Origin of the sequence: Planobispora rosea (assembly GCF_014648175.1) — a bacterium.
GTDB classification, from domain to species: domain Bacteria; phylum Actinomycetota; class Actinomycetes; order Streptosporangiales; family Streptosporangiaceae; genus Planobispora; species Planobispora rosea.
Map to the genome: position 1 here is coordinate 296,909 of NZ_BMQP01000003.1, position 25,219 is coordinate 322,127.

The 25,219-nt window shown below is 72.9% G+C and carries 14 protein-coding genes and 1 pseudogene; 8 read left to right on the forward strand and 7 right to left on the reverse strand.

The window, feature by feature from the left end; all coding sequences use genetic code 11:
• Nucleotides 1-14 precede the first annotated feature (14 nt).
• A complete protein-coding gene (locus IEZ08_RS04680; RefSeq protein ID WP_203863251.1) occupies nucleotides 15-3,242 on the reverse strand; it encodes a DEAD/DEAH box helicase in 3,228 nt (1,075 codons plus the stop codon).
• A 118-nt stretch (nucleotides 3,243-3,360) separates the two neighbouring features.
• Here IEZ08_RS04680 and IEZ08_RS04685 point away from each other — a divergent pair, with 118 nt between their 5' ends.
• Together IEZ08_RS04685 and IEZ08_RS39330 are read left to right on the forward strand one after the other, a co-directional pair.
• Nucleotides 3,361-4,524: a pyridoxal phosphate-dependent aminotransferase gene (locus tag IEZ08_RS04685; RefSeq protein ID WP_189241731.1), complete on the forward strand. Its 1,164-nt coding sequence runs from the start codon at nucleotides 3,361-3,363 to the stop codon at nucleotides 4,522-4,524.
• A gap of 70 nt (nucleotides 4,525-4,594) precedes the next feature.
• Nucleotides 4,595-4,717, forward strand: a pseudogene (locus tag IEZ08_RS39330) (hypothetical protein); the annotation flags it as partial.
• Here IEZ08_RS39330 and IEZ08_RS39335 read toward each other — a convergent pair.
• The 3 genes from IEZ08_RS39335 to IEZ08_RS04700 form a co-directional block, all read right to left on the reverse strand.
• The gene (locus tag IEZ08_RS39335) at nucleotides 4,681-5,793 is read right to left on the reverse strand and encodes a glycosyltransferase family 2 protein (protein ID WP_229802912.1); all 1,113 of its coding nucleotides are present in this window, start codon (nucleotides 5,791-5,793) and stop codon (nucleotides 4,681-4,683) included. The pseudogene IEZ08_RS39330 and the gene IEZ08_RS39335 overlap by 37 nt on opposite strands.
• Nucleotides 5,790-6,797, reverse strand: coding sequence for an iron-containing redox enzyme family protein (locus IEZ08_RS04695; protein ID WP_068924683.1), 1,008 nt, complete (start codon nucleotides 6,795-6,797; stop codon nucleotides 5,790-5,792). Before IEZ08_RS04695 ends, IEZ08_RS39335 begins: the two co-directional genes overlap by 4 nt.
• A gap of 68 nt (nucleotides 6,798-6,865) precedes the next feature.
• On the reverse strand, nucleotides 6,866-7,594 hold the full coding sequence (locus IEZ08_RS04700) for a class I SAM-dependent DNA methyltransferase (protein ID WP_068924681.1): 729 nt from the start codon (nucleotides 7,592-7,594) through the stop codon (nucleotides 6,866-6,868).
• Between the two features lie 491 nt (nucleotides 7,595-8,085).
• On the opposite strand from IEZ08_RS04700, the gene IEZ08_RS04705 reads away from it, so the two are divergent.
• Nucleotides 8,086-8,640 carry a peroxiredoxin gene (locus tag IEZ08_RS04705; RefSeq protein ID WP_068924679.1) on the forward strand — a complete coding sequence of 185 codons (555 nt, stop codon included), beginning with the start codon at nucleotides 8,086-8,088 and terminating at the stop codon, nucleotides 8,638-8,640.
• A 50-nt stretch (nucleotides 8,641-8,690) separates the two neighbouring features.
• On the opposite strand, the gene IEZ08_RS04710 is transcribed toward IEZ08_RS04705, so the two are convergent.
• Both IEZ08_RS04710 and IEZ08_RS04715 read right to left on the reverse strand, forming a co-directional pair.
• Nucleotides 8,691-9,284 (reverse strand): hypothetical protein, encoded by a 594-nt coding sequence (locus IEZ08_RS04710; protein ID WP_141704141.1) that lies wholly within the window; start codon nucleotides 9,282-9,284, stop codon nucleotides 8,691-8,693.
• A 186-nt stretch (nucleotides 9,285-9,470) separates the two neighbouring features.
• The gene (locus IEZ08_RS04715) at nucleotides 9,471-11,093 is read right to left on the reverse strand and encodes an MDR family MFS transporter (RefSeq protein ID WP_084780375.1); all 1,623 of its coding nucleotides are present in this window, start codon (nucleotides 11,091-11,093) and stop codon (nucleotides 9,471-9,473) included.
• An 81-nt stretch (nucleotides 11,094-11,174) separates the two neighbouring features.
• On the opposite strand from IEZ08_RS04715, the gene IEZ08_RS04720 reads away from it, so the two are divergent.
• Nucleotides 11,175-11,735, forward strand: coding sequence for a TetR/AcrR family transcriptional regulator (locus IEZ08_RS04720; protein WP_068924675.1), 561 nt, complete (start codon nucleotides 11,175-11,177; stop codon nucleotides 11,733-11,735).
• Nucleotides 11,736-11,802: 67 nt separating this feature from the next.
• On the opposite strand, the gene IEZ08_RS04725 is transcribed toward IEZ08_RS04720, so the two are convergent.
• Entirely contained in the window at nucleotides 11,803-12,762 is a 960-nt protein-coding gene (locus IEZ08_RS04725) for a cation diffusion facilitator family transporter (protein ID WP_189241733.1), read from the reverse strand.
• Nucleotides 12,763-12,980: 218 nt separating this feature from the next.
• Here IEZ08_RS04725 and IEZ08_RS04730 point away from each other — a divergent pair, with 218 nt between their 5' ends.
• From IEZ08_RS04730 to IEZ08_RS04745, 4 genes are all read left to right on the forward strand, one after another.
• Nucleotides 12,981-14,783 (forward strand): fatty acyl-AMP ligase, encoded by a 1,803-nt coding sequence (locus IEZ08_RS04730; protein ID WP_189241734.1) that lies wholly within the window; start codon nucleotides 12,981-12,983, stop codon nucleotides 14,781-14,783.
• A 1-nt stretch (nucleotide 14,784) separates the two neighbouring features.
• The gene (locus IEZ08_RS04735) at nucleotides 14,785-15,054 is read left to right on the forward strand and encodes an acyl carrier protein (protein WP_068924669.1); all 270 of its coding nucleotides are present in this window, start codon (nucleotides 14,785-14,787) and stop codon (nucleotides 15,052-15,054) included.
• 53 nt (nucleotides 15,055-15,107) lie between these two features.
• Nucleotides 15,108-17,690 carry an MMPL family transporter gene (locus IEZ08_RS04740; protein ID WP_189241735.1) on the forward strand — a complete coding sequence of 861 codons (2,583 nt, stop codon included), beginning with the start codon at nucleotides 15,108-15,110 and terminating at the stop codon, nucleotides 17,688-17,690.
• A gap of 184 nt (nucleotides 17,691-17,874) precedes the next feature.
• Nucleotides 17,875-25,219 (forward strand): non-ribosomal peptide synthetase (locus IEZ08_RS04745; RefSeq protein WP_189241736.1); only part of this gene is annotated, 7,345 nt, incomplete at its 3' end.

Sequence of the window (25,219 nt, forward strand, 5' to 3'; positions counted from 1 at the left end):
GAGACCGGTGAGACTCATGAGACCGCCTCCGGCCCGAGCCGGAACAGCTCACGCAGCTGGTCGACGGAGAGATCGGTGATCCAGTCCTCGCCCGGCCCGACCACGCTCTGGGCCAGCGCCTTCTTGCGCTCGATCATCTCGTCGATCCGCTCCTCCAGGGTGCCGACGCAGACGAACTTCCGTACCTGCACGTTCCTGGTCTGGCCGATCCGGAACGCCCGATCGGTCGCCTGGTCCTCCACCGCCGGGTTCCACCAGCGGTCCACGTGGACCACGTGGGAGGCGGCGGTCAGGTTGAGCCCGGTGCCCGCGGCCTTCAGCGACAGCAGGAACAACATCGGCTCGTCGTCCCGCTGGAACCGCTCCACCAGCTCCTCCCGCCGCTTCCTCGGCAGCCCGCCGTGCAGCCAGAGCACCGGCCGGTCCAGGTGCGCCGCCAGGTACGGCTGGAGCAGCGAGCCGAACTCGGTGTACTGGGTGAACACCAGCGCCTTGTCGCCCTCGCTGACGATCTCCTCGGCCAGTTCCTCCAGCCGGGCGAGCTTCCCCGACCGGCCCTCCAGCCGTGACCCGTCCTTGAGCAGGTGCGCGGGATGGTTGCAGACCTGCTTGAGCTTCGTCATGGCCGCCAGCACGTTGCCGCGCCGCTCGATGCCCTCGCTCTCCTCGATCCGGCCCATCATGTCCTCCACCACGGCCTGGTAGAGCGTGGCCTGCTCGGGTGTGAGGTTGCACCAGACCTTCATCTCCAGCTTGTCCGGCAGGTCGGAGATGATCGTCTTGTCGGTCTTCAGCCGGCGGAGCACGAACGGCCCGGTGACCCGCCGGAGCGCGGCCGCCGCCTCCTCGTCGCCGTGCCGCTCGATCGGCTCCTGGTAGCGCTCGCGGAACGCCTTCACCGGGCCGAGCAGGCCCGGGTTGCAGAACTCCATGATCGACCAGAGCTCCGCCAGGTGGTTCTCCACCGGCGTGCCGGTCAGCGCGAGCCTGCTGCCCGCCGGGAGGGACCGTACGGCCTGCGCCTGCCGGGCGGCGCTGTTCTTGATCGCCTGAGCCTCGTCGCAGACCACCCGGGCCCAGGCGAGACCCGCCAGGACGGCCTGGTCCCGCAGCGCGGTGCCGTACGTGGTCAGGACGAGGTCGGCTTGCTCCACGCGCCGGTCCAACTCCTCGCCCCGGAGGCGGGTGGCGCCGTGGTGCACGTAGACCTCCAGCGAGGGGGCGAACCGGGCCGCCTCCTTCTGCCAGTTGCCGAGCAGCGACATCGGGCACACCAGCAGCGTCGGCCCCGGCTCCGCACCCGCCTCGCGCTCGTTCAGGAGCAACGACAGCGTCTGCGCGGTCTTGCCCAGGCCCATGTCGTCGGCGAGGATCCCGCCCAGCCCGAGTCCCGCCATGAAGGCGAGCCAGGACAGCCCGCGCTCCTGGTACGGCCGGAGCACGCCGTGGAACGACGCCGGGGTGGCGACCGGCTCCAGCCGGCGGTCGGCCTCGCCGGAGAGCAGGTCGCCGAGGAGGCCGTCGGCCTCCACCCCGACCAGGGGCAGCTCAGCGTCACCGCCGTGGACGACCTCCCGGATGACGTCGCGGACCGTCATCTCACCCGACCGGCGCCGTTCGACGGCCTCCAGCGCCGCGCGGAGCTGCCGCTGGTCCAGCTCGACCCAGCGGCCCCGCACCCGGACCAGAGGCACTTTGAGCCGGACCAGCTCCTCCAGCTCCTCCTCGCTGATCGTCTCGTCGCCGATCGCCAGGTCCATCCGGAAGTCCACCAGGCTGTGCAGGCCGAACCCCGGGCCGGCGGCGGCTCCCGGGCCGGTCTCCCGCGAGCTCGCGGTGAGCTTGAGCCCCAGCCGGGTCCGGCCCGCCCAGGCGGGCAGCTGCACGCCGAAGCCCGCCGACTGCAGAAGCGAGGCGACCTGCCGGAGGAACCAGAACGCCTCCGTCGTGTCGAGGAGCAACTCCGACGGCCGGGGGTCGCGCAGCGCCTCATCCAGCCGGGGATAGAGCCGGGCGGCCCGGCCGAGCCCCGCCAGCAGCGCCTCCTCCGGGCGGGCGGGCAGACCGGGGGCGCCCTCACCCGCCCAGACGAGGCGCGCGGGCAGGTACAGGCTCGGATCCTCGGCCGACTGGACGGCGAACTCCACCCGCCAGCCGTTGCCGGGGGAGGCCGGGCGGTCTCCGTACTCCGCGGCGAGATCGCCGCCGGCCGGGAGCCCGGACCCCTGCGCCGCGGGCTGCGCAGCCCCAGCGGGCTCCTCCGCAGCCCCAGCGGGCGCCATGGGCTCAGCGGGCTCAGCGGGCTCAGTGGGCGCCGTGAACTCGGCCGGCTCGACCAGCCGGAAGCAGACCCGGACCGAGCTGTCGAGCTGGTGCGCCGACCGGAACCACTCCTGGAGCGGCCGGGCGAGCTCGTCCGCCTGGGCCCGCGACACCCCGGGAAGAACGGCCTCGTCACCGGTGAGGGCCACCGTCCACCGGTCCGCCAGCGGGCTGCGGCGCCCCGGCCGGTGCCCGCCGAGGAGCCGGTCGGGGAGCGCCCGCCGCACCGCCGCGTCGGCCAGCCCGGCCAGGACCTCGATCAGCACGTGGGTCGAGGGCCGTTCCCCGGCGACGGCCCGGCAGACCGGGGGCATCGCGGCGGCCAGCTCCCGGAACCGGGCCGCGTCGGGACCGGTCAGCACCGGGCGCCACCGCGCGGCGTACTCCCCGTCCTCGGGGACGAGCTGGGGCAGCACCCGGCCGCGGCGGACGAGGTCCCGGGCGTACTGCGCGACGACGGCGAGATAGCGCAGCGAGGCCCCGGCGACCGGGGCCTGCTCGCCGGGGAGTTCGTCGGGGAGTTCGTCGGGCTCGTACGCCGCGGCGGGGAGCCCGGCCGTCTCGCCGACGGAGCCGAGCAGGCCGAGCGCCGCGCCGGGCTCCACCATCAGGGCCGGCACCCGCCAGGAACCGATTCTCGGCTGCCGCGCGACGGCCTCCGCCCCCGACTCGGGCGAGGGCAGCGGACTCCGCGCCGACCCCGGCAGGAGCAGGACCAGCTCACCCGGGACGGCCCCGCCCGCCGCGGCGGCCCCGTCCCGCCCCCAGAGCGGCAGGCCCGCGGCGACGTCCGCGGCCGGAGCCGCGAACGGGTGCGGGCGGACCTTCGCGCGGGAGGCGCCGGCGACGGGACCGGGCGGCTCCTCCGCCCACAGCGCCAGCCTGTCGTCGGCCCACGCACCGTGGATCACCAGTACCACCGAGCCCCCTTTCTCGCGGGGAAACCGTAGCAGTCACGGGTGGGCGGGCCCGACGGCCGGAGACCGCCGGGGAGATCACGGATGTGATCGGCGACGGCGTGCCGACTACCCTGGGGGGGTGAGCGATCCCCTGGTGGCGCGGATGCGCGCGTTCGGCACGACGATCTTCGCTGAGATGTCGGCTCTCGCCCTGCGGACGGGCTCGATCAACCTGGGGCAGGGCTTCCCCGACACCGACGGCCCCCCGGCGCTGCTGGAGCGGGCGGTCGAGGCGATCCGCGGCGGCGCCAACCAGTACCCTCCCGGCCCCGGCGTCCCCGATCTGCGCCAGGCCGTCTCCGAGCACCGCAGGGAGCACTACGGCCTGCACTACGACCCCGACGGCGAGATCCTCGTCACCGTCGGCGCCACCGAGGCCGTCGCCGCCTCGGTCCTGGCGCTCTGCGAGCCGGGTGACGAGGTGATCGCCTTCGAGCCCTACTACGACTCCTACGCCGCCTCCGTCGCCCTGGCCGGGGCCGTGCTCCGCCCGGTCACCCTCCGCCCTGCCGGGGGCCGCTTCACCTTCGACCCCGCCGAACTGCGCGCCGCCGTGGGCCCCCGTACCCGTGCCATCCTGGTCAACTCACCGCACAATCCCACCGGGACCGTGTTCACCCGCGAGGAACTGGAGACGATCGCCGGGCTGTGCGCCGAGCACGACCTGACCGCCGTCACCGACGAGGTCTACGAGCACCTGACCTTCGACGGCGCCCCGCACGTCCCGCTGGCCACCCTGCCCGGCATGCGCGAACGCACGGTGATGATCTCCTCGGCGGGCAAGACCTTCTCGGTGACCGGCTGGAAGACGGGCTGGATCTGCGCCCCGGAGCCGTTCGTCCGCGCGGTGCAGACCGTCAAGCAGTTCCTCACCTTCACCGCCTCGGCCCCCTGGCAGCTCGCCGTGGCCTACGGCCTCCGCCACGAGCTCGGCTGGGTCGCCTCCCTGCGCGACGAGCTGCAGGCCAAGCGCGACCGTCTCATGGCCGGCCTGTCCGCCGCCGGGTTCGACGTCTACCGGCCCGCCGGGACCTACTTCGTCCAGGCCGACATCCGCCCCCTCGGCTTCAGCGACGGCCTGGCCCTCACCCGCGAGCTGCCCGCCCTGGCGGGGGTCGTCGCGATCCCCACCCAGGCCTTCTACGCCCACCCCGAGCGCGGCCGGCACTTCGTGCGCTTCGCCTTCTGCAAACAGGACGCCGTCATCGACGAGGCCGTGGCCAGGCTCCGGAAGCTCGGATGAGGTGATCGCCGTCCTCCGGGCCACCGGCTCACCGGCGTTTCCCCCCGGAGGGCCGGGGCACTAGGCCGACATGCAGGACAAAACAGATGATCCGGCCACCGTGACCCTCTGTGAGAACGGTCCGTTGCTGCTGCGGGGGCCGTTCACACTGGTGACTCAGGACGGCCGCGCGGTCGATCCGGGCCGGGTGACGGTCGCGCTGTGCCGCTGCGGCCGGTCGTCGGCCAAGCCGTTCTGCGACGGGTCCCACAAGGTGGCGGGGTTCCAGGCGTCCGGCGAGCCCGATCCGCCGTTGTGACGGCGCCTTCTCAGCCGATGGAGTGAGTGCGCGGCCACTTTGATCCTGCGGCCCGCGTAGGGGACCCCGCCGCGGGTGAGCCGGGCGGTGAGCGCCACCCAGCTGCAGATCCCCCGCTCCAGCACCCAGACCGGGGCGAACGGCACGGCGGTGGAGGGGAAGACCGTACGGCCTCCGGCCCGGCGGCGACCGGCCTCGGCCAGGCACACCACCAGCCCCGCGCAGGAGAGGACCGCCCGCTGGCGCCCGCGCAGGAGCCCGGCGGCCAGGCAGGGGAGGACGGTGAGGAAGAGGGCCAGCCGGGCGGGTTGCGCCAGATCGTCGTAGGCCTGCCGTACCCGCTGCGACCAGAACCGCGCCGGGTCCGGAGGCAGGCGGCGGACGTACAGGTCCAGGGGGCGCAGCTCGCGGCCGCCGTGAGCTCGGACGGTGCGGATGAGCTCCAGATTCTCGAACAACACGTTCCCGTCGTATCCCCCCATCGCGATGAAGACCGAACGGCGGATTCCCAGCGTCCCCGGGTAGTCCGCGCCCAGGCTGCGGTTGAGCAGCGTACGGGCGGTGTCCCACAGGGCGTGCCAGGGCAGCGGGTGGAAGTAGTTCTGGGGTCTGACCAGGTCGGCCTCCTCCAGCAGGGCGCGGACCGCCGCCAGCCCCGCCGCGTCGTAGCGCACGTCGTCGTCGGCGATGACCACGTGTTCCGCCGTGGCCGCCCGCACTCCGGTGACGACTCCGGCGACCTTGCCGTTGGCCGCCTCGATCCCGGGGTCGGGCCGCAGGTGCGTGACGAGCCCCCGCCAGCGGCGGGCGTGCCGGTCGAAGAGCCGGTCCGGTGAGCCGTCGACGACGGTGACCCGGACATGCCGGCTCAGCCACCGCAGATAGGCGGTCAGCTCCTCCAGTCCCCGGTCCTCCTCCCAGCGCAGGGGCAGCACGTACGCGAGGTCCGGCATGGCGGGGAGATCCGTCATGGCATGCCTGCCACCAGGCCGGTCTCGCGCAGCGAGGTGGACCCGGACCGCCAGCGGTCCATGACGTGCGAGGCGAAGAGCCGGTCGAGGGTGAGGGCGCAGGCGGCGCCGTAGAGGATGTCTCCGGTCAGCGCCGGATGCGCAGCGGCGAAGGAGCCGCACATGTCGTTCAGGGCGATCTGCTCGTGTACGGCGTCGGCCTGCACGTGCTCGTCGTAGAAGCGCCGGACCGCGGCGTCGCAGCCGAGCCGCCGCAGTCCCTGGCTGTACTTGGCGTTGGGCAGCGAGGAGGTCATCTCGAACGCCGCCAGGTGCCCCAGGACCGCGCCCCGGTACCGCCGGTGCAGCCCGAACAGCGACATGGCGTTGCCGATGGCCAGGGTGACCGCCGGCACCTCGCCGAGGTAGGCGCCGTAGGAGTCGTCCAGGCCCAGCCCGCGCATGGTCGCCCGGAAGAGCTCCGAGTGCATCCGCTCCGGCCTGCCGCCGCCGTACTCGTCGGCCTGGATCTCCACCAGCGAGGCCTTGGCGCGGCCCTGCAGCCGGGGGATCGCCCAGGTGTGCGGGTCGGCCTCCTTCAGGTGGTAGATCGACCGGTGGATGACGAACTCACGGAACTGGCCGATGTCGGCCTGCTGCCGCATGAAAGTGGCCAGCGGCGGCCCGTCGTCTTCGGCGGCCACCAGCTCGTTCAGGGCCCGGCGCAGCTGCGAGGGCGGTACGGCGGACGGGCGCGGCACGACCGCGGCGAGGCCGTGTTCGAAGCGCCGCTCCAGCAGGGCCCGCAGCTCCAGCAGCGACGGGTTCCACTCCCAGCCGTCGTCCACCTGCGCGAAGCCGTGGTAGTGCAGCTCGTAGCAGGTGAAGAGCGCGAGCTGGAGATCCTCGTCGTCCAGGGGCGGGCCGGCGAAGGACGGCGGGGGAGGGGAGAAGGCGTGCGGCGGGCGTGCCAGCGCCTCGAAGAGGCGGGCGGTGATCGGGCCACGGGGCGGCGGCAACTGCATCGCGGACTCCAGTGAAGGTTCGGCAGCGGGCGGGAGGCGAGGGTGGAGGGGGGAACGGAGAGGGAAGGTCACCGGCGGTAGACCGAGACGTGGGCCCGGCTGTCGTCGGTGAACGCGGCGGCGGACCAGTCGGACCAGCGGTGCTCGCGCTCCATGCCCGCCAGGCGGGCCATCAGGTCGAGTTCACCGGGCCAGGCGTAGCGGTGGTTGGCGGGCAGCAGCCGCACCCCGCCGGAGGTCATCCGGATCTTGGTCGTCTGCATCATCTGGTCGGCGGGGAACAACCGCGCGGCCTCGGCGAGAGCCACGTCCTCCGTCAGTGAGAGCAGCCGCAGCGACGACCTGTCGCGGAACGCGCCGAGGTCGGGTATCCAGGCCTCGACCACGAACCGGCCACCGGGCCGCAGATGGGCGGCGGCGTTGCGGAAGCAGGCGACCTGGGCGTCCTGCGAGGGAAGCGCGAAGATCGTGTTGATGGCCAGCACGACCAGGGCGAACTCGCCCTCCACGCGGGTGGCGGTGAAGTCGCCGACCTCCACCGGGATGAGGTCGCCTCCGGGCTTGCCGCGCAGGACCTCGACCATCTCCGCCGATCCGTCGATACCCGCGACCGTCAGTCCCCGCGCGGCCAGCGGCAGGGCGAGCCGGCCGGTGCCGATGCCGAACTCCAGGACGGCGCCGCCCTCCGCGAGCTCGTACAGCCGCTCGACCGCCGGCCCGGTGGGAAGATCCTCCACGGTCGCGTCGTAGACGTCGGCGATGTTGCGCCCGTAGGCGGATGCGTCGAACTCCCGCACTGTGCGTTCTCCGTCTCCTGGCACCGTGAAATCGCAGCCGCCGGGACACCGGCGCCGCCAACGGGCCCACCCGGCCGTCCGGCCGGGACGCCGCGATGGCCCGTCCGCGCGACCGGCAACCCTGGGTGACCGCAGATAAGCTCTCCGTAGGTGGACTGTTCACTACCCGAGGCTTCCCGCCGTACACCCCGGCGCCCGATCTTCCCGGCGCGGCCGGCCGTGCTGGAGCGCGTGTCCCGGCCCCGGCCGCGTCGCGGGGGGCAAATTCTCTTCGAGGGCCCGGACCGCAGCCGGCAAAGCGGGCCACCTCGCCCGGCGCGGGCTGGCACTCTCCCGGATGTGCAGGTGGTCGGCCGCGGGAACGCGCGGAGCCGGACGGGGGTGGGAGTGGGCCCACCGATCGCCGGGGGCCGGACCACGAACGACGACGACGTCCCCTGCGGACGTCCGCAGACGTCCCCTGTGGCGTCCTCTGTAAAGGAGTCCCGGACTTGCTCACCGTTGGCGATCACTTCCCCGAGTACGAACTCACGGCCTGTGTCTCCCCTGACCCGGAGAACGCGTTCGAGACGATCGACCACAAGGCCTACGAGGGCAAGTGGCGCGTGGTCTTCTTCTGGCCGAAGGACTACACGTTCGTCTGCCCGACGGAGATCGCCGAGTTCTCCCGCCTGAACGGGGAGTTCGCCGACCGCGACGCCCAGGTCCTCGGCGCGTCCGTCGACTCCGAGTACGTCCACTTCGCCTGGCGCAGGGACCATCCCGACCTGCGCGACCTGCCCTTCCCGATGCTGTCGGACATCAAGCGCGAGCTCTCCGCCGAGCTCGGCATCCTGGGTGAGGACGGCGTCGCCCAGCGCGCCACCTTCATCGTCGACCCGTCGGGGGTGATCCAGTTCGTCATGGTGAACTCCGGCTCGGTCGGGCGGAACGTCGAGGAGACCCTCCGCGTCCTCGACGCCCTGCAGTCGAACACCCTCTGCGGATGCCGGTGGAACAGGGGCGACGAGGGTCTCGACGCCAAGAAGCTGATGGCCGCCACCTGACACCCCCGGCGGGATCGCTCAGGCGGATCCGAGCACCGTCGGGCGGGCGCTCAGGGAACGTCTCCGGTGATCGGATCCCGGACCACCAGGACGACGGCGACGCCCTGGGTGACCGCCGCCGCCAGGAGCGTCACCGCGAGGGCGGGGAGGTACCAGCCGGGAGCGGTGGCGCCCATGTCGAAGGGCATCGCGGTCAGGCCGTCGTCCAGTGCGACCGGCTGGTCCCGGTAGTCCCTGACGGGGTCGCGCAGATACGTCAGCACCAGGCCCGCCAGATAGGCCAGGCCGGACAGGCCGGTCAGCGGGGAGATCAGGGGGGACCGCCGCCGGGCGCCGAGGGAGTCGGGGACCCTGTTCCACGCGGCCCGGAGCTTGACGGCCAGGGTCGCGAAGACGAGGGCGGACAGGCCGAAGAAGAGGGCGACGGACAGGACCCGCCCGGAGACGAACGGGCCGAACTGGTGCAGCGCGGCGGGGACGGCGTCGTCGTTGACCGTCACCGGGATTTCCTGCATGGCTGTGTGCGTCTGGGTGGCGGCGATGAGGATGATCGCCGTGACGGCCAGACCGTAGGGGAACACGGAGTGCAGCAACGCGATCGTGGTCCGTACGTGGTGCGGGGGTGCGCCTGCCGTTTCGATCACATGTCGTTGGATGTCCATATATCGGGATTGGTTCCCGCTCGGGCACGTTCCGGTCGTCATCCGGGATCGATGGGGTGCGGCCCGCGGCCGGCCGGTGCGTGCGGACGACGATGGAAGTGCCCGGGACCGGGGGCGATTCCGGTCCCGGGCGGGAGGATGGCCGGTGGATGAGGTGCTCCGGCGGCGTCAGCCGGCCGGGGCGGTCTCCGGGGTCTTCGGGGTTTCCGTGGTCTCCGGGGCCGCCTGGGGGGCGTGGGAGGAGCGCAGCGGGATCTCCTTCAGGAACAGGGCGGCGGCCGCGCCCAGGACCGCGATCGGGACGCCGACCAGGAAGACGGTCTGGATGGCCCGGGTGAAGGCCTCCAGGATCACCCCCAGCACCGGGGCGGGAAGGTGCCGGATGGCGTCGGGGGAGCCGAGGCTGGGAGCCGCGCCACCGGTCAGCGGCAGGTCGGCGGCCCTGGCCAGGGAGACCAGCTCGGAGCTGAGCCGGTTGCCGAGGATGGCGCCGAAGGCGGCCACGCCGACCGCGCCGCCCAGGGAGCGGAAGAACGTGACGCCCGACGTGGTGACGGCCAGGTCGGTGCGGGCCGCGGCGTTCTGCGCGGCCAGGACGAGCATCTGCATGGCGGCGCCGAGGCCGATGCCGAGAACCGCGATGTCCAGTCCGATCGTGACCAGCGAGCTGTCGACGTGCAGCCCGGAGAGCAGGTACAGGCCGATCGCGACCAGCACCATGCCCACGACCGGGTAGACCTTCCAGCGGCCGGTCCTGCTGACGAGCCTGCCGACCACGATGGAGGAGACGAGCAGGCCGAAGACCAGGGGCAGGGTCATCAGGCCGGAGCCGGAGGGGCTCATGCCCTTGACGATCTGCAGGTACTGCGGGAGGAACATCATCGCGCCGAACATCGCGACGCCGACGAGCAGGGAGGCGAGGCTGGACAGTGCGAAGGTGGCGTTGCCGAACAGGCGGGGCGGCAGGATGGGGTCGGCGGCCCGGCGCTCGGCGACGACGGCCAGGCCGAACATCACCAGGCTGAGCGCGCCCAGGCCGTAGCTCCAGGCGGAGTTCCAGCCGAACTCCTGGCCGCCCAGGGACAGCAGCAGCATCAGGGCGGTGGTGCCGCCGGTGATGAAGGTGGCGCCCCACCAGTCGACCTTGGCGTCACGGCGGACGAAGGGCAGCTTGAGCACCTTCTGGATGACGGCGAACGCGACCACGGCCAGCGGCACGCAGATCCAGAACGTCCAGCGCCAGGAGAGGTTGTCGACGATGAAGCCGCCGAGCAGCGGCCCGGTCACGGTGGAGACGCCGAAGACCGCGCCCATGTAACCGCCGTACCGGCCGCGCTCGCGAGGCTCGACGACGTCACCGAGGATGATCTGCGGCAGCGCGGCGAGCCCGCCGGCGCCGATGCCCTGCACGGCCCGCGCGGCGATGAGCTGGCCCATGTCCTGGGCGAACCCGGCCGCGACCGAGGAGAGCACGAAGACCACCAGCGAGGTCTGGAACATGAGCTTGCGGCCGTAGAGGTCGGAGAGCTTGCCCCAGAGCGGGGTGGACGCCGTCATGGTGAGCAGCGTCGCGCTGGCCACCCACGCGAGCTGCTCCTGTCCGCCGAGCGAACCGACGATCGTCGGCAGCGCGGTGCCCACCACGGACGTCGAGATCATCGACGTGAGCATGGCGAGCATGAGCCCGGCCATGATCTCCATGACCTGCTTGTGCGTGAAGTGCGGCACCGCCCCGGCGTCGGCTCCGGGCTTCGCCCGGGTCCCCGCTTCCAGCTGCTGTCCGGCCACCATGGACCATCCCCCAATACATGTACGATGCATACAAGTTAGTAGACGCATGTTTACTTCGTCAAATCTGGAAGGATCGGGCGGATGGAAGGGGTACGGCGCCGCGACCGGGAGGGCACCCGGCAGCGCATTCTCGACGCCGCGCGAGGCCTGTTCGCCGAGCTGGGCTACGACCAGGTGACGATGCGCCTGATCGCCGCCGAGGCGGGCGCCAACATCGCGCTGATCAACCGTTACTTCGGCAGCAAGCGGGAGTTGTTCGCCGAGGTGCTCGCCATGCAGGGGCGCTTCCCCGGAGTGCTGGACGGGCCGGTGGCGGAGCTGCCCCGGCGCCTGGCCGAGTACGTCGCCGACCGGCTCCGCTCGGACCTGGCCAGCCCGGTCATGGCGACGCTCAGCCGGTCGTCGGCGAGCCCGGAGATCCACGACATCATCAGGGACCGGGTCAACTCGGCGATCATGGGACCGCTGGCCGCGCTGCTGCCCGGCGAGGAGGCCCAGCTGCGGGCCGCGCTCGCCACCGCGCTCATCACCGGGTCGGGGACGCTCCGCCAGCTCTTCGGCCCCGAGGCGCTCGGCCCGTCCTCACGTGAGGCCGTGGTGGCGCGGCTGACCAGGATCTTCGAGGCGTGCCTGGAGGGGTGACCGTGACCTTCGAGGCGCGCCTGGAGGGATGACCTCGATTTCCGGGGCCTGCCTGGAGGGGGAACCGTCAGGCGACGGTGATCCGGCAGGCCGAGCCGGGTTCGCCGGACGCGCTGGACACGCTGGACACGTGGTCGACCTGGAGCGTGGTGTGGTCGATGTGGAAGCGCTCGTGCAGCAGCGCGGCCACCTCCCGCCGGATGCGGTGGCAGTCGCCGCCGGGCTCGACGACCACGTGCGCGGACAGCGCGGGGAACCCGCTGGTCACGGTCCACACGTGCAGGTCCTCGACGGCGGTGACCTCGGGGTGGCCGGTGATCGCGGCGCCTATCTCCAGGGGGTCCAGCCCGGCGGGCGCCGCCTCGAACAGGATGCGCCCGGCGTCGCGCAGCAGGCCGTAGGCGGCCTTGGCCATCAGGGCGGCCACGACGAGCGCGGCGATCGCGTCGGCCCGGCCCCAGCCGGTGAGCCAGACGACCGCACCGGCGATCGCGGTGGCGATGAAGGCGTACATGTCGTTGAGGATGTGCTGGAAGGCGCCCTCGACGTTGAGGCTGCTCCGGTCGGCCCGCGCGATGAGCCAGGCGGCGGCCGCGTTGACGGCGATGCCGGCGAGCGCCGTGCCGAAGACGAGCACGCCCTCCACCTCGGGCGGCTCGACGAGCCGGCGGATCCCCTCGTAGACGAAGTAGACCACCAGGAGGACGAACGTCAGGCCGTTGATCGCGGCGGAGAGGATCTCGGCGCGCTTGTAGCCGAAGGTGTAGGCGCCCCGGGCGGGACGGGCCGCCATGCCCATCGCGATCAGCGCGAGCACGATGGAGGCGGCGTCGGTGAGCATGTGACCCGCGTCGGAGATCAGCGCGATGGAGTTGGCGATGATCCCGATGACGACCTCCGCCACCATGAAGACCACCAGCAGGGCGAGCGCCCCCGCGAGGTAGCGGCGGTCGGCCCGCGCGGTGCGGCCGGCGCCGTGGTGCCCGCCGAGCCCCGTGCCGTGCCCGTGCCCGTGTCCGTGTCCCATCGCAAGATCCATTCTTCAACACTTGAACAGTTGCTCAGATGTTAAGCAAGGTAAGGCTAACACCGCAAGATCCAGGGCTGTCCATCCCGGGTGGTGGCGGACGGGAAAAATACTAAATTTCGGCGTAAAACCTGCCGAGGGGTTGTGCGGTCCAGGGCTGTGACCGGCTGATCGATCCTCTTATGTTGAGGTGTCTTGCCGTCGCGGGAGATGACCACATGTCCTTTGTGCAACGGGTGCGCGCACAGGCCGAGAGGCATGGGCACAAACTGTCCTACACCTTCGTGGAAGACCGCAGGGGTGAACTCGCCGAGCGCCGCCTGACCTTCGCCGAGGCCGACGACCGGGCCAGGTCGACGGCCGCCTGGCTGGCCGGGCGGCGGATGGAGGACCAGACGGCGCTGCTGCTCCACCCGGCCGGTCTGGAGTTCCTGACGGCGTTCCTCGGCTGCCTGTACGCCCGGACCGTCGCGGTGCCCTCGCCGCTCCCGCAGACCGATCCCCGTGCTCTGGAACGTGCCGAGGGGATCATCAAGGACGCGGACGTACGGCTGGTCCTGACCGACGCGGCCAACCGCGACATGCTCGCCGGATGGCTGCGCGAGGTCGGCCTCGACGGCACGGTCGAGTGCGTGGCGACCGACACGCTCGACCTGCCGGACCCCGGCGCGTGGGCCGAGCCGGAGATCGGGCCGGACACCCTCGCCTACATGCAGTACACCTCCGGCTCCACCAGCGAGCCGCGCGGCGTCATGCTCACCCACGCCAACCTGCTCCACAACGAGAACGAGATCTGGCGGGCGATCGGCTCTCCCGAGGAGGGCGTCGGGGTCGGCTGGCTGCCGCACTACCACGACATGGGCCTGATCGGCATGCTGCTCCAGCCGATCTACGCGGGCGGCGACCTGTACTTCGCCTCGCCGATCTCCTTCGTCATGCGTCCGGCGCTCTGGCTGGAGATGATCAGCCGCTACCGGGCGGGCTACACCGTGGCGCCCAACTTCGCCTACGAGTGGTGCGCGGCCCGGGTCACCGACGCCCAGATGGCCGGGTTCGACCTGTCCAGCCTGAAGTTCGCGCTCAACGGGGCCGAACCGGTACGCCCCAGCACGCTGCGCACCATGGTCCGCCGTTTCGGGCCGGTCGGCTTCAGCGAGAAGGCCTGGGCCCCGGCGTACGGCATGGCCGAGGCGACCCTGGTGATCACCTCCACTCCGCTGGGGCGGGGACCGCTGATCCGCCGTTTCGACGCCGCCGCGCTGGAGCGGCACGAGGCGGTCCCGGTGGCCGACGCCGACGGCGGTGGCGGCGTCGAGCTGGTGGGCTGCGGCAGGCCGATCGGCATGACCGTGGAGATCGTCGATCCCGACAGCCGCGAGCCGCTCGGCGAGGGGAGGGTCGGTGAGATCTGGGTGCGCGGCGGGAGCGTCGCGCGGGGCTACTGGCAGCGTGAGGAGGCCACCCGCGACGCCTTCGCGGGCCGTACTGCCGGCGGCGCCGGGCCCTACCTGCGCACCGGTGACCTCGGCTTCCTGCTGGAGGGCGAACTCTACGTCACCGGCCGGATCAAGGACGTCGTCATCGTCAACGGGCGCAACCTCTACCCGCAGGACCTGGAGGAGTCCGCCCGGGGGGTGCACCCGGCGCTGGGCGCCGCCGCGGCCTTCGGCGTCGAGGCGGGCGGGGAGCACGTGGTGGTGGCGCAGGAGGTCAGGGAGCAGCGTCTGGGGGACATGTCGGCGGCCGATCTCGCGCGCACGGTCCAGGGGGAGCTGGCCCGCGTGTTCGGGGTGCCGTCGATGAGCGTGGTGCTGGTCGAGCGCGGAGGGGTGGGCAAGACCACCAGCGGCAAGATCCAGCGTTCCCGCACCCGTGAGCTGCTGCTGTCCGGGCTGCTCCCGGTCGTCCACGCGGAGCTCTCCCCGGGGCTCGCCGCGGGGCTCGCCGTCGAACCCGCCGCCGACGGCGAATCCGCAGTCGAATCCGCCGTCGGGGCGGCGGCCGTACACGAGGGAGGCTGACATGTCCGCCGACGCCGGGGTCGCCATCGACCTGAACGGCATCCACCACTGGCTCCGGGCTCAGGTGGGCTCCTACGTCATGCGCGCGCCGGAGGAGATCGACCCGCTGGTCCCGGTCGCCCAGTACGGCATGGACTCGGTCTACTCGCTCAGCCTCTGCGGTGACATCGAGGCCGAGTACGGGCTGGAGATCGAGCCGACGCTGGTCTGGGAGCATCCGACCGTCGCGGCCATGGCGGACCACATCCGGGGGAGGTTGAGCACCGCCTGATGTCCGGTCGGCCGCTGTCGGGTCCGCGGCCCGGCCGCCGGAGGTCCGGTGTGGTGCCCGGGCTGTTGCCGGGCCGTCCGGACTCCCCGCCGCCCGGTCGTCCGGGCTCCCCGCGTCCCGGCGGCGCGGACGTCCCGCGTCCCGACGGCCCGGGGCCCCCGCCGTCCGGTCACCGGGATTGCCTGCGTCCCGGTGGGCCGGAACCCGGTCGCCCGGACGACTCTCCGCCGCCCGGCCGCCCCTGGTCCGGCCGGACGATCGCCGGCCTGCTGTGCGGGCGCCGTACCAAGTGGCTGGTGCTGGTCGTCTGGCTGGGCGTCATCGCCGTCGCCGGGTCCTTCGCCGGGCGGCTGGAGTCGGTGCAGAAGGACGACATCGCCGCCTACCTGCCCGGCAGCGCCGACTCCGCGCAGGCGGTCAAGCGCATCCTCGGCATGCAGGGCGAGAACCTCTCCCCCGCGACGCTCGTCTACGAGCGGCGGGGCGGCATCACCCGAGCCGACCAGGACGAGATCGCCCGCGACATGAAGGCGTTCGCCGGGATCGACGGGGTGGTCGCCGAGCTGCCCACGCCGACCGGGGGCAGGACCTTCGACCGTGACGACCTCGACCGGGAGCTGAAGCCGTACCGCGACGCGAAGGGGAACCTGCCCGAGCAGCTCCAGGCCGTGGAGAGGAAGCTCCGGATCCCCAAACTGACCAAGACCATCAAGCTGCTCGTCGCGCAGAAGTCCAAGGACGGCGAGGCCGTCCAGGTCGTGGTCATCGTGAGGGACCACGGCGGGCGCGAGACCGCCCAGATCATCGACCGGGTGCGGAGGGTCCTCGACGACGGGCGCCCGGCCGGGCTGGCCGCGCACATCACCGGCATGGTCGGCTTCCAGGCCGACGCGCTGGCGGTCTTCTCCACCGTGGACACCGACCTGCTGCTGGCCGCGATGGGCGTGGCGGTGGTCGTGCTGCTGATCACCTACCGCAGCGCCGTCCTGTGGCTGTTCCCGCTCGGCATCGTGGGGGTCGGGCTGTCGGTCGCGATGGGGGTGAACTACGGGCTGGCCGCCGCCGGGGTGATCACGGTCAGCAGCGTGGCGGTCTCCCTGCTCATGGTCCTGGTGGTCGGCGCCGGCACCGACTACGCGCTGCTGATCGTCGCCCGCTACCGGGAGGAGCTGCGCCGCCACGAGGACCGGCACGAGGCCATGGCGATCGCGCTGCGCCGGGCCGGTCCCGCGGTGGTGGCCAGCGCGGCGACCGTGGTGGCCGGGCTGCTCTGCCTGGTGGTGGCCGAGCTCAACTCCACCAAGGGGCTGGGCCCGGTCTCGGCGGTCGGCGTGACGAGCGCGATGCTCGCGATGATGACGCTGCTCCCGGCGGTCATGGTGATCTGCGGGCGGTGGGTGTTCTGGCCGATGATCCCGCACTACGACCCGCACGCGGGCGAGACGGGAGCGGGAGCGGGAGCCGGGGGCGGGGTGTGGGGCAGGCTGGGCCGCCGGATCGCCCGCAACCCCCGCCTGGTGTGGATCGTCACCTTCGCCGCCCTGGCGGCGTGCGCGACCGGGCTGGCCGCCTACCGGGAGGGCGGCCTGGACAACGCCGACGTGTTCCTCGGCAGGCCCGACTCGGTCGTCGGGCAGGAGGTCGCCGCCCGGCACTTCCCGGCCGCGACGTCCGACCCGGTCCAGGTCGTCACCACCGAGCAGTACGTCAAGGACGTGATCGTGGACACCGCCCAGCGGCCCGAGGTCACCGCGATCTCCCTGGGCGCCGCGGGCAACGGCGACATCCTGCTCAACGTGACCGTGCGCTCGGGCGACGGCGAGGAGTCCGAGCGGCAGGAGGTACTGGCCCTGCGGGACCGGCTGCGCGCCGTGGCCGCCCCCGACGTGAACGTGGGCGGGAACGTCGCGCTCATCGCCGACCTGGAACGGGGCGCGGAGCGGGACCGCGAGGTGATCATTCCGCTGGTGCTGCTGGTGGTCTTCGCGGTGCTGGCCCTGCTGCTGCGCTCCCTGGTCGCGCCGTTGCTGCTGCTGGTGACCGTTGTGGTGTCGTTCCTGGCCACGCTGGGGATCAGCGCGCTGGCCTTCACCCACCTGTTCGGCTTCGCCGGGGTGGACCAGGGGTTCGTCCTGCTGGTCTTCGTGTTCCTGGTGGCGCTGGGCGTGGACTACAACATCTTCCTGATGCACCGGGTGCGCGAGGAGGCCCACCGGCACAGCACGGCGCGCGCCGCGGTCCTGGGCCTGGAGGCGACCGGCGGGGTGATCACCTCGGCCGGGGTCGTGCTGGCGGGCACCTTCGCGGTGCTCGTGGTGCTCCCGCTCTCCCAGACCGTGCAGATCGCCTTCTCGGTGGCCGTGGGCGTGCTCCTCGACACGATGATCGTCCGATCGGTGCTGGTCACCGCACTGACCCTGGACGCCGGCGACGCCATCTGGTGGCCGGGCCGGCTGGCCCGGGGCTTCCGCTGGTGGCGCGGCGGCACCCCCCTCGCGCGGTTCCGGACCTCGCGGGTGCGGCCCCAGGTGATGCTCAGGACCCGGCGGGCCGTCCGCCCGCGCGTCATGCTGAGACCGCGTCCCGGCACCGTGGGAAAACGCGAAAGAAGGGAGGGGGAATTTAGCGGCAAGTGATAATCCGGATTATTGCGAGGTAGATCACACCTATGATTTACTTCCGAGTAACAAATAGGGATCAGAGGCATCGCACACAATGCGCTTCCGCCTCTGTGAAGTGCTGATACGCACACATCCGGCGTTCTCGACGGCCCAGATGGAAAGCGTGGCGATGGTGCACATCGTTAATTCATTTCTGCCATTGTCCGCAGCGCAGAGTGGAATTTGGCGTGCCCAGAGACTGGCTCCCGGGGACCCGATCCACATCGCCCAGTACATCGAGATATCGGGCCCGGTGGAGCCGGAGGTCTTCGCCGCGGCGGTCCGGTGGGCGGCGCGCGAGGCCGAGGCCGTGCACCTGCGGATCGTCGAGGACGGGCAGGGCCCCGGGCCGGGGGAATGGCAGGTCGTCGAGGAGCGGGAGCTGGAGTGCCCCTTCCTCGACCCGGGGGACGAGCGGGCCGCGCTGGAGTGGATGCGGGCCGAGCTGGAGTCGCCCTTCTCCGCGGAGAGGCTGATCGCCACCGCGCTGCTGCGCGTCGCCGACGACCGCTACTTCTGGTACCTGCGCTGCCATCACGTGATCATGGACGGCTACAGCGGGCCGATGATCGCCCAGCGCCTGGCCGAGGTCTACACCGCGCTGGCCGACGGGCGCGACCCGGAGCCGGGAGACCTCGGCTCGCTCGCGGCCCTGCTGGAGGAGGACGCCGCCTACCGCGCCTCCGCCCGCCACCAGGCCGACCGCCGCCACTGGCTGGCCGTGCTCGGCGACCTGCCCGCCGTGCCGACCCTGTCGTCGGGTACGGCGTCCTCCGGTGCCGCGTCGCCCGGTGCCGCGTCGCCCGGTGCCGCGTCCTCCGGTACGGCGTCGCCCGGTCCCGTGGCCACCTCGCGTTTCCACCGGTGGAGCACGACGATGCGGCACGAGGACGCCGCCGCGCTCACCGAGGCGGCGCTCTCGCACGGCACGTCCGTCTCGGGGCTGGTGATCGCCGCCACCGCGGCCTTCGTCGCACGGCTCGGCGGCACCCGGGAGGTGGTCCTGGGGCTGGCGGTCACCGCCCGGACCACGCCGGCCGCCCGCCGTACCCCCGGGATGCTCTCCAACGTGCTCCCGCTGCGCCTGGCCGTACCGCCGGAGATGACGCTCGGCGAGCTGGTCGCGCAGGTCAACCGGGAGGTCGGGCGGCTGCTGGCGCACCAGCGGTACCGCTACGAGGACCTCCGCCGCGAGGTGCGCGGGCGGCTGTTCGGGCCGGTGGTCAACATCATGCGGTTCGACTACGACCTGAAGTTCGCCGGGCACGCCGCCACCGCGCACGCGCTGGCCACCGGCCCGGTCGAGGACCTGTCGATCAACCTCTACGACGGCTCCGACGGCCGCGGCGTGCGCGTCGACTTCGACGGCCATCCCGAGCTGTACGGCGAGGCCGAGCTGGCCGACCACCACGACCGCTTCCTGCGCTTCCTCACCAGGATCACCCGGTCCGGCCCCGGCCGCCGCGTCGGCGCGATCGAACTGCTCGACGACGCCGAGCACACGCTCCTGGCCGAGTGGGGCTCCGCCCCGCGCGACGTGCCGCCCGGCACCGCCGTGGACCTGTTCGAGGAGCAGGTACGGCGCGCTCCCGAGGCCGTCGCGCTCGTCGCCGGGGACACCGGGGCAACCGGGACGACCGGGACGACCGGAGCAACCGGGACGACCGAGATCACCTACGGGGAGCTGAACGCCCGCGCCAACCGGCTGGCGCACCACCTCATCGCCCGGGGCGCCGGCCCGGACCGCTACGTCGGCCTGTCGGTCCCGCGCTCACCCGAGATGATCGTGGCGCTGCTGGCGATCCTGAAGTCCGGCGCGGCCTACCTCCCGCTCGACCCGGACCATCCCGCCGAGCGCCTGGCCGTGATGCTCGCCGACGCCACCCCGCCGATCACGGTCACCGGCGGCGGGACCACCGCCGTGATCGCGGCGATCCGCCCGGACCACATGGAGATCGTCGACCTGGACGAGTGGAACGGCGGCTGGAACGGCGGCGGCCCGTCCGGGACGGGGGCGCTGCCCGGGGCAGGCGCCGGGGAACTGCCCGACACCGATCCCGGGGTCCCGATCCTGCCCGGCCACCCCGCCTACGTCGTCTACACCTCCGGCTCCACCGGCCGCCCCAAGGGAGTGGTGGTCACCCACGCGGGCCTGCCCGCCTACGCGCGGACCGAGATCGACCGGTACGCGGTCACCCCGGACGCCAGGGTGATGCAGTTCGCCTCGATCGGGTTCGACGGGGCGGTGCTGGAGTGGCTGATGGCCTTCTCCGCCGGCGCGGCGCTGGTGCTCGCGCCCGCCGGAGTGTACGGCGGAGAGCCGCTCGGCCGTTTCCTCGCCGAGGCGCGGATCACGCACGCGTTCGTCACGCCCGCCGCGCTGGCCACCGTACCGCAGAGGCCGCTTCCCGAACTGCGCACACTGCTGGCCGGCGGCGAGGCCTGCCGCCCGGAGCTGGTCCGGCGCTGGTCCGGGGGACGCCGGATGATCAACGTGTACGGGCCGACCGAGACCACCGTCGTCGTCACCACCAGCGACCCGCTGACCTCGCCCGACGACATCCCGATCGGCCGTCCCGTCTACGACGCCCGGCTGTACGTCCTGGACACCGGGCTGCGCCCGGTCCCGCTCGGCGGGACCGGTGAACTCTACGTCGCCGGCCCCGCCGTGGCCCGGGGCTACCTGAACCGGCCCGGCCTGACCGCCGAACGGTTCGTCGCCGACCCGTTCACCCCCGGCGGGCGCATGTACCGCACCGGCGACCTGGTCCGCTGGCGCGCCGACGGCCAGCTCCACTACCTGGACCGGGCCGACCGGCAGGTCAAGATCCGCGGCTTCCGGATCGAGCCGGGCGAGATCGAGGCGGTGCTCGCCTCCCACCCGGAGGTCGAGCAGGCGGTCGTCCTGGCCCGCGACGACCGGCCGGGGGACCGGCGGCTGGTCGCCTACGTCGTCGGCGCTCCGGGCGGCGCTCCGGAAGGCGCTCCGGACGGCGGCACGGGAACGCTCTCCCCGGATGCGCTGCGGGCCTTCGTCCGGCGGTCGCTGCCGGAGTACATGGTGCCCGGCGCGGTCATCATGCTCGACTCCCTCCCGCTGAACGCCAACGGCAAGATCGACCGGCAGGCGCTTCCCGCGCCGGACCGCGAGACCGGAGGCCGGGAGCCCGAGGGCGAGCGGGAGCGGCTGCTGTGCGGGCTGTTCGCCGAGGTCCTCGGCCTGGACCGGGTCGGCGCCGACGACGGCTTCTTCGACCTGGGCGGGGACAGCATCGTCGCGATCCGGCTCGTCGCCGGGGCCCGCGAGGCCGGGCTCCGCATCACTCCCACACAGGTGTTCCGGCACCAGACGCCCGAGGCGCTCGCGCTCGCCGCCGAGGAGACCGGCGAGGGCACCGGGACGGCGGCGGACGGCGACGCGGTGGAGCCGGTGGGACCGGTCCCGGTGACCCCGATCATCGCGTGGCTGACGGAGCCGGGCGGGCCGGTCGCCGGTTTCTGCCAGAGCGTGACGCTCCGGGTCCCGCCGGACCTCGGCCCCGGCCACCTGACGGCCGCGCTCCAGGCCGTACTGGACCACCACGACGCGCTGCGCCTGCGGGTGACCCCCGGCGGGCTGGAGATCATGCCGAGCGGAGCGGTCCGGGCGGAAGCCTGCGTACGGCGGGTCGCGGCTACCGGCATCACGGCGGAAGAGCCGTTCCGAGCCGGATCCTCCGAGGCGAGCCCGGCGGTGAAGCCGCCTCGGGAGAGGTCCTCCGGCGACGAGCCGTCCGAGGAGAGGCTGAGCGAGGAGAGGCTGAGCGAGGCGGTCAAGGAGCATTTCGCCCTGGCCCAGGCGGAGCTCGACCCGGAGGCGGGGGTGATGGTCCGGGTCGTCTGGCTGGACGCGGGTCCCGGGCGGTCCGGCCGCCTCCTGCTCGTCCTGCACCACCTGGTGGTCGACGGCGTCTCCTGGCGCATCCTCCTGCCCGACCTGTTCGCCGCCTGGTCCGCCGCGAAGGAGGGCCGCCCCGCGTCCCTCGCCCCGGTGGCCACCTCCTTCCGTGCCTGGGCCCACCGCCTCCACGCCGAGGCACGGGAAAGGACCGCCGAACTCGGCACCTGGACCACCCTCCTCGCCGGCCCCCACCCCACCCTCGCCCCGGCTCGGACCCCCACCCCGCCCGCACCATCGGACACGGCCACCACCGGACGGGTGATCACCAATTCCCCCGCCGGGCGGATCGTCGCCTCCCTCCCCGCAGCGGATGGCAGTGCGGTTCCGAGCGGGAGCGAGGGCGCTGTTACCGGGCGGTGGGGAACGTGGGCGCAGCGGGGGGAACTGGTCGTGGAACTCGCGGCCGAGGTCACCGGGCCGCTGCTGGGAAAGGTGCCCGCCGCGTTCCACGGGCGGGCCGACGACGTGCTGCTCGCCGGTCTCGCGGCGGCGGTCGCGCGGTGGGGCGGGCGGCGCGACGTGCTCGTCGACGTCGAAGGGCACGGCCGCGATGAGGAGATTCTCCCCGGCGCGGATCTGTCCAGGACGGTCGGCTGGTTCACCAGCATGCACCCCGTCAGGATCGACGCGGGCGAGCTCGACTGGGCCGATCTCACCGGCGGCGGGACCGCGGCGGGGGAGGTCGTCAAGCGGGTCAAGGAGCAGTTGCGAGCCCTGCCCGACCCGCTGGGCTACGGCCTGCTGCGCCACCTCAACCCGGTCACCGCCCCCGTGCTCGCCGCGCTTCCCCGGCCGGAGATCGGTTTCAACTACCTCGGTCGCGTCACCGTCTCCGGCGGGGACTGGGAACCGGCCGACGGAGGTCTGTCCGGTGGCCGGGACGCCGCCGCCCCCCTCCGGCACGCGATCCAGATCGACGCCGTCGTGCTGGGCGACACCCTCCGCGCCACCTGGACCTGGGCCGGCACCGCCTACTCCGAGGACGAGATCGTGGCCCTGGCCGCCGCGTGGTGCGAGGCGCTCACCGGCATCTCCCGGCACTCCGGGGGCGGTCTGACCCCCTCCGACGTGCTCGCCCCGCTGAGCCAGCGCGAGCTTGACAGCCTCATGGGCCGCGAGGGGTCCACGGGGCTCAGCGGTCCCGGTATATCGAGCGATTCCGGTGTTCCGGGCGGTTCCGGGGACTCCGGTCACGCCGGCGCCCCCGGCGGTTCGGGTGGTTCCGGCGGTTCGGTCGTCCCCGATGATCCTGACCCAGACCTCCAGGACGTCTGGCCGCTCGCCCCGCTCCAGCGCGGCCTGTACTTCCACTCCCTGCTCGACGTGGACGTCTACACCGCCCAGCTCACCCTCGACCTGGCCGGCCCGCTGGACACGCCCCGGCTCCGGCAGGCAGCCGAGCGACTGGTCCGCAGGCACCCCGTCCTGCGCGCCTCCTTCCGCCTGCTCGACGACCCCGTCCAGCTCATCCACCGCCGGGTCGAGGTCCCCTGGCGGGAGGTCTCCAGCCGGGACCCCGAGGCCGTCGCCGCCGAGGAGCGGGCCCGCCGCTTCGACCTGGCCCGGCCGCCGCTGCTCCGGTTCGTTCTCGTACGGCTCGCGCCGGACGAGCACCGGCTGATCCTGACCAACCATCACATCCTGCTCGACGGCTGGTCCACCCCGCTCCTGGCGGCGGAGTTGCTCACCCTCTACGCGGAGGGCGAGGCCGCGCCCGCACCGCCGTACAGGAACTACCTGGCCTGGCTCGACCGTCAGGACCGCGCGGCGGCGCGGGAGGCGTGGGACCGGGCCCTCGACGGCCTGGACGAGCCCACCCTCGTCGCCCCGCACGCGCCCGCCGCGCCCGCCGCGCCCGCCCGCGTCACCGCCGAGTTCGGCACCGCCCTGACCGCGGCCCTCGGCACGCTGGCCCGTGACTGCTCCACCACACTGAACACGGTCGTGCAGGCCGCCTTCGGCCTGCTGCTCGCCCAGCTCACCGGCCGCGACGACGTCGTCTTCGGGGCAACTGTCTCCGGCCGCCCGGCCGACCTGCCGGGCGCCGAGCGGATGGTGGGCCTGCTCATCAACACGGTCCCGGTCCGGGTCCGGCTCCGGCCCGACGAATCAGTCGGCGACCTGCTGCGCAGGCTCCGCGACGAACAGGCCGAGCTGCTGCCCCACCACCACCTCGGGCTGACCGAGATCCACCGCGGCGTCCTGTTCGACACGCTGCTGGTGATGGAGAACTACCCCGTCGACCCGCGGACCGCGGTCGGCGACCTCCGGCTGACCGCGGCGGACGTGGCCGATGCCACTCATTACCCGGTCACGCTGCTGGTGATCCCGGGGGAGCGGCTCCGCTTCCGCCTGCAGTACCGGCCCGACGTGTTCACCGAGGAGCAGGCCGCGGGCCTGCTGGACCGGCTCCGGCACGTGCTCGCCACCCTGGCCGGGGGGATCACGCCGCAGCACGCGGGACGGCCGGGCGGGCCGGTCCCGGACCGGATCGTCGGGGCGCTCGACGCGCTCCCCGCCGACGAGCGGGACCTGGTCCTGCACCGGTGGAACGAGACAGCGGCCGCCGTACCCGATGTGACGCTGGCGGACCTGTTCGAGGCTCAGGCCGCTCGTACACCGGAGGCGACGGCACTGGTGTTCGAGGGCGCGGAGCTGAGCTACGCGGAGCTGAACGCCCGGGCCAACCGGCTGGCCCGGCTCCTGGCCGAGCGGGGCGTCGGGCCCGAGCGGACCGTGGGCCTGATGCTGCCCCGCTCGCTGGACCTGCTCGTCGCGATGTACGCCGTGGTCAAGGCGGGCGGAGCCTACCTGCCGATCGACCCCGGCCTCCCGCGGGGGCGGATCGACGCGATGCTCGCCGACGCACACCCGGTCCTGGTGATCGACCCCCTCTGGCTGGCCACCGCCGACCCCTCCGGGTACTCGCCGGAGAACCTCGGCGTACGGCCCGCACCGGACAACCCCGCCTACGTGATCTACACCTCGGGCTCCACCGGACGGCCCAAGGGCGTCGTCGTCTCCCACCGCGCGATTGTCAACCGCCTGCTCTGGACCCAGGCCGAGTACGGACTGCGCTCCGACGACCGGGTCCTGCAGAAGACACCGGCCGGGTTCGACGTGTCGGTCTGGGAGTTCTTCTGGCCCCTCCAGGTCGGAGCCGCCCTGGTCATCGCCCGGCCCGACGGCCACCGCGACCCGGTCTACCTCGCCGGGCTCATCCGGGACGAGGCCGTGACCACCGTGCACTTCGTCCCGTCCATGCTCGCCGTCTTCCTGGCGGAGGACCCGGAGCGGGGATCCCTGCGCCGCGTCCTGTGCAGCGGCGAGGCCCTCCCGCTGGACCTCGCCGAGCAGGCGGTCGCCCGCCTGGGCGTGCCGGTGCACAACCTCTACGGCCCGACCGAGGCCGCGGTGGACGTCACGTTCTGGGAGCACCGCCCCGAACCGGGCGCCGTCTCCGTCCCGATCGGCCGACCCGTGTGGAACACCCGGGTGTATGTGTTGGATGGGTGGTTGCGGCCGGTTCCGGTGGGGGTGGCCGGGGAGTTGTATGTGGCCGGTC

Bases quoted from the DNA above. Each gene is read 5' to 3' on its own strand.
- IEZ08_RS39335 (WP_229802912.1), bottom strand. From the start codon at position 5,793: ATGACGGATCTCCCCGCCATGCCGGACCTCGCGTACGTGCTGCCCCTG.
- IEZ08_RS04695 (WP_068924683.1), bottom strand. From the start codon at position 6,797: ATGCAGTTGCCGCCGCCCCGTGGCCCGATCACCGCCCGCCTCTTCGAG.
- IEZ08_RS04715 (WP_084780375.1), bottom strand. From the start codon at position 11,093: ATGGTGGCCGGACAGCAGCTGGAAGCGGGGACCCGGGCGAAGCCCGGA.
- IEZ08_RS04720 (WP_068924675.1), top strand. From the start codon at position 11,175: ATGGAAGGGGTACGGCGCCGCGACCGGGAGGGCACCCGGCAGCGCATT.
- IEZ08_RS04725 (WP_189241733.1), bottom strand. From the start codon at position 12,762: ATGGGACACGGACACGGGCACGGGCACGGCACGGGGCTCGGCGGGCAC.
- IEZ08_RS04730 (WP_189241734.1), top strand. From the start codon at position 12,981: ATGTCCTTTGTGCAACGGGTGCGCGCACAGGCCGAGAGGCATGGGCAC.
- IEZ08_RS04735 (WP_068924669.1), top strand. From the start codon at position 14,785: ATGTCCGCCGACGCCGGGGTCGCCATCGACCTGAACGGCATCCACCAC.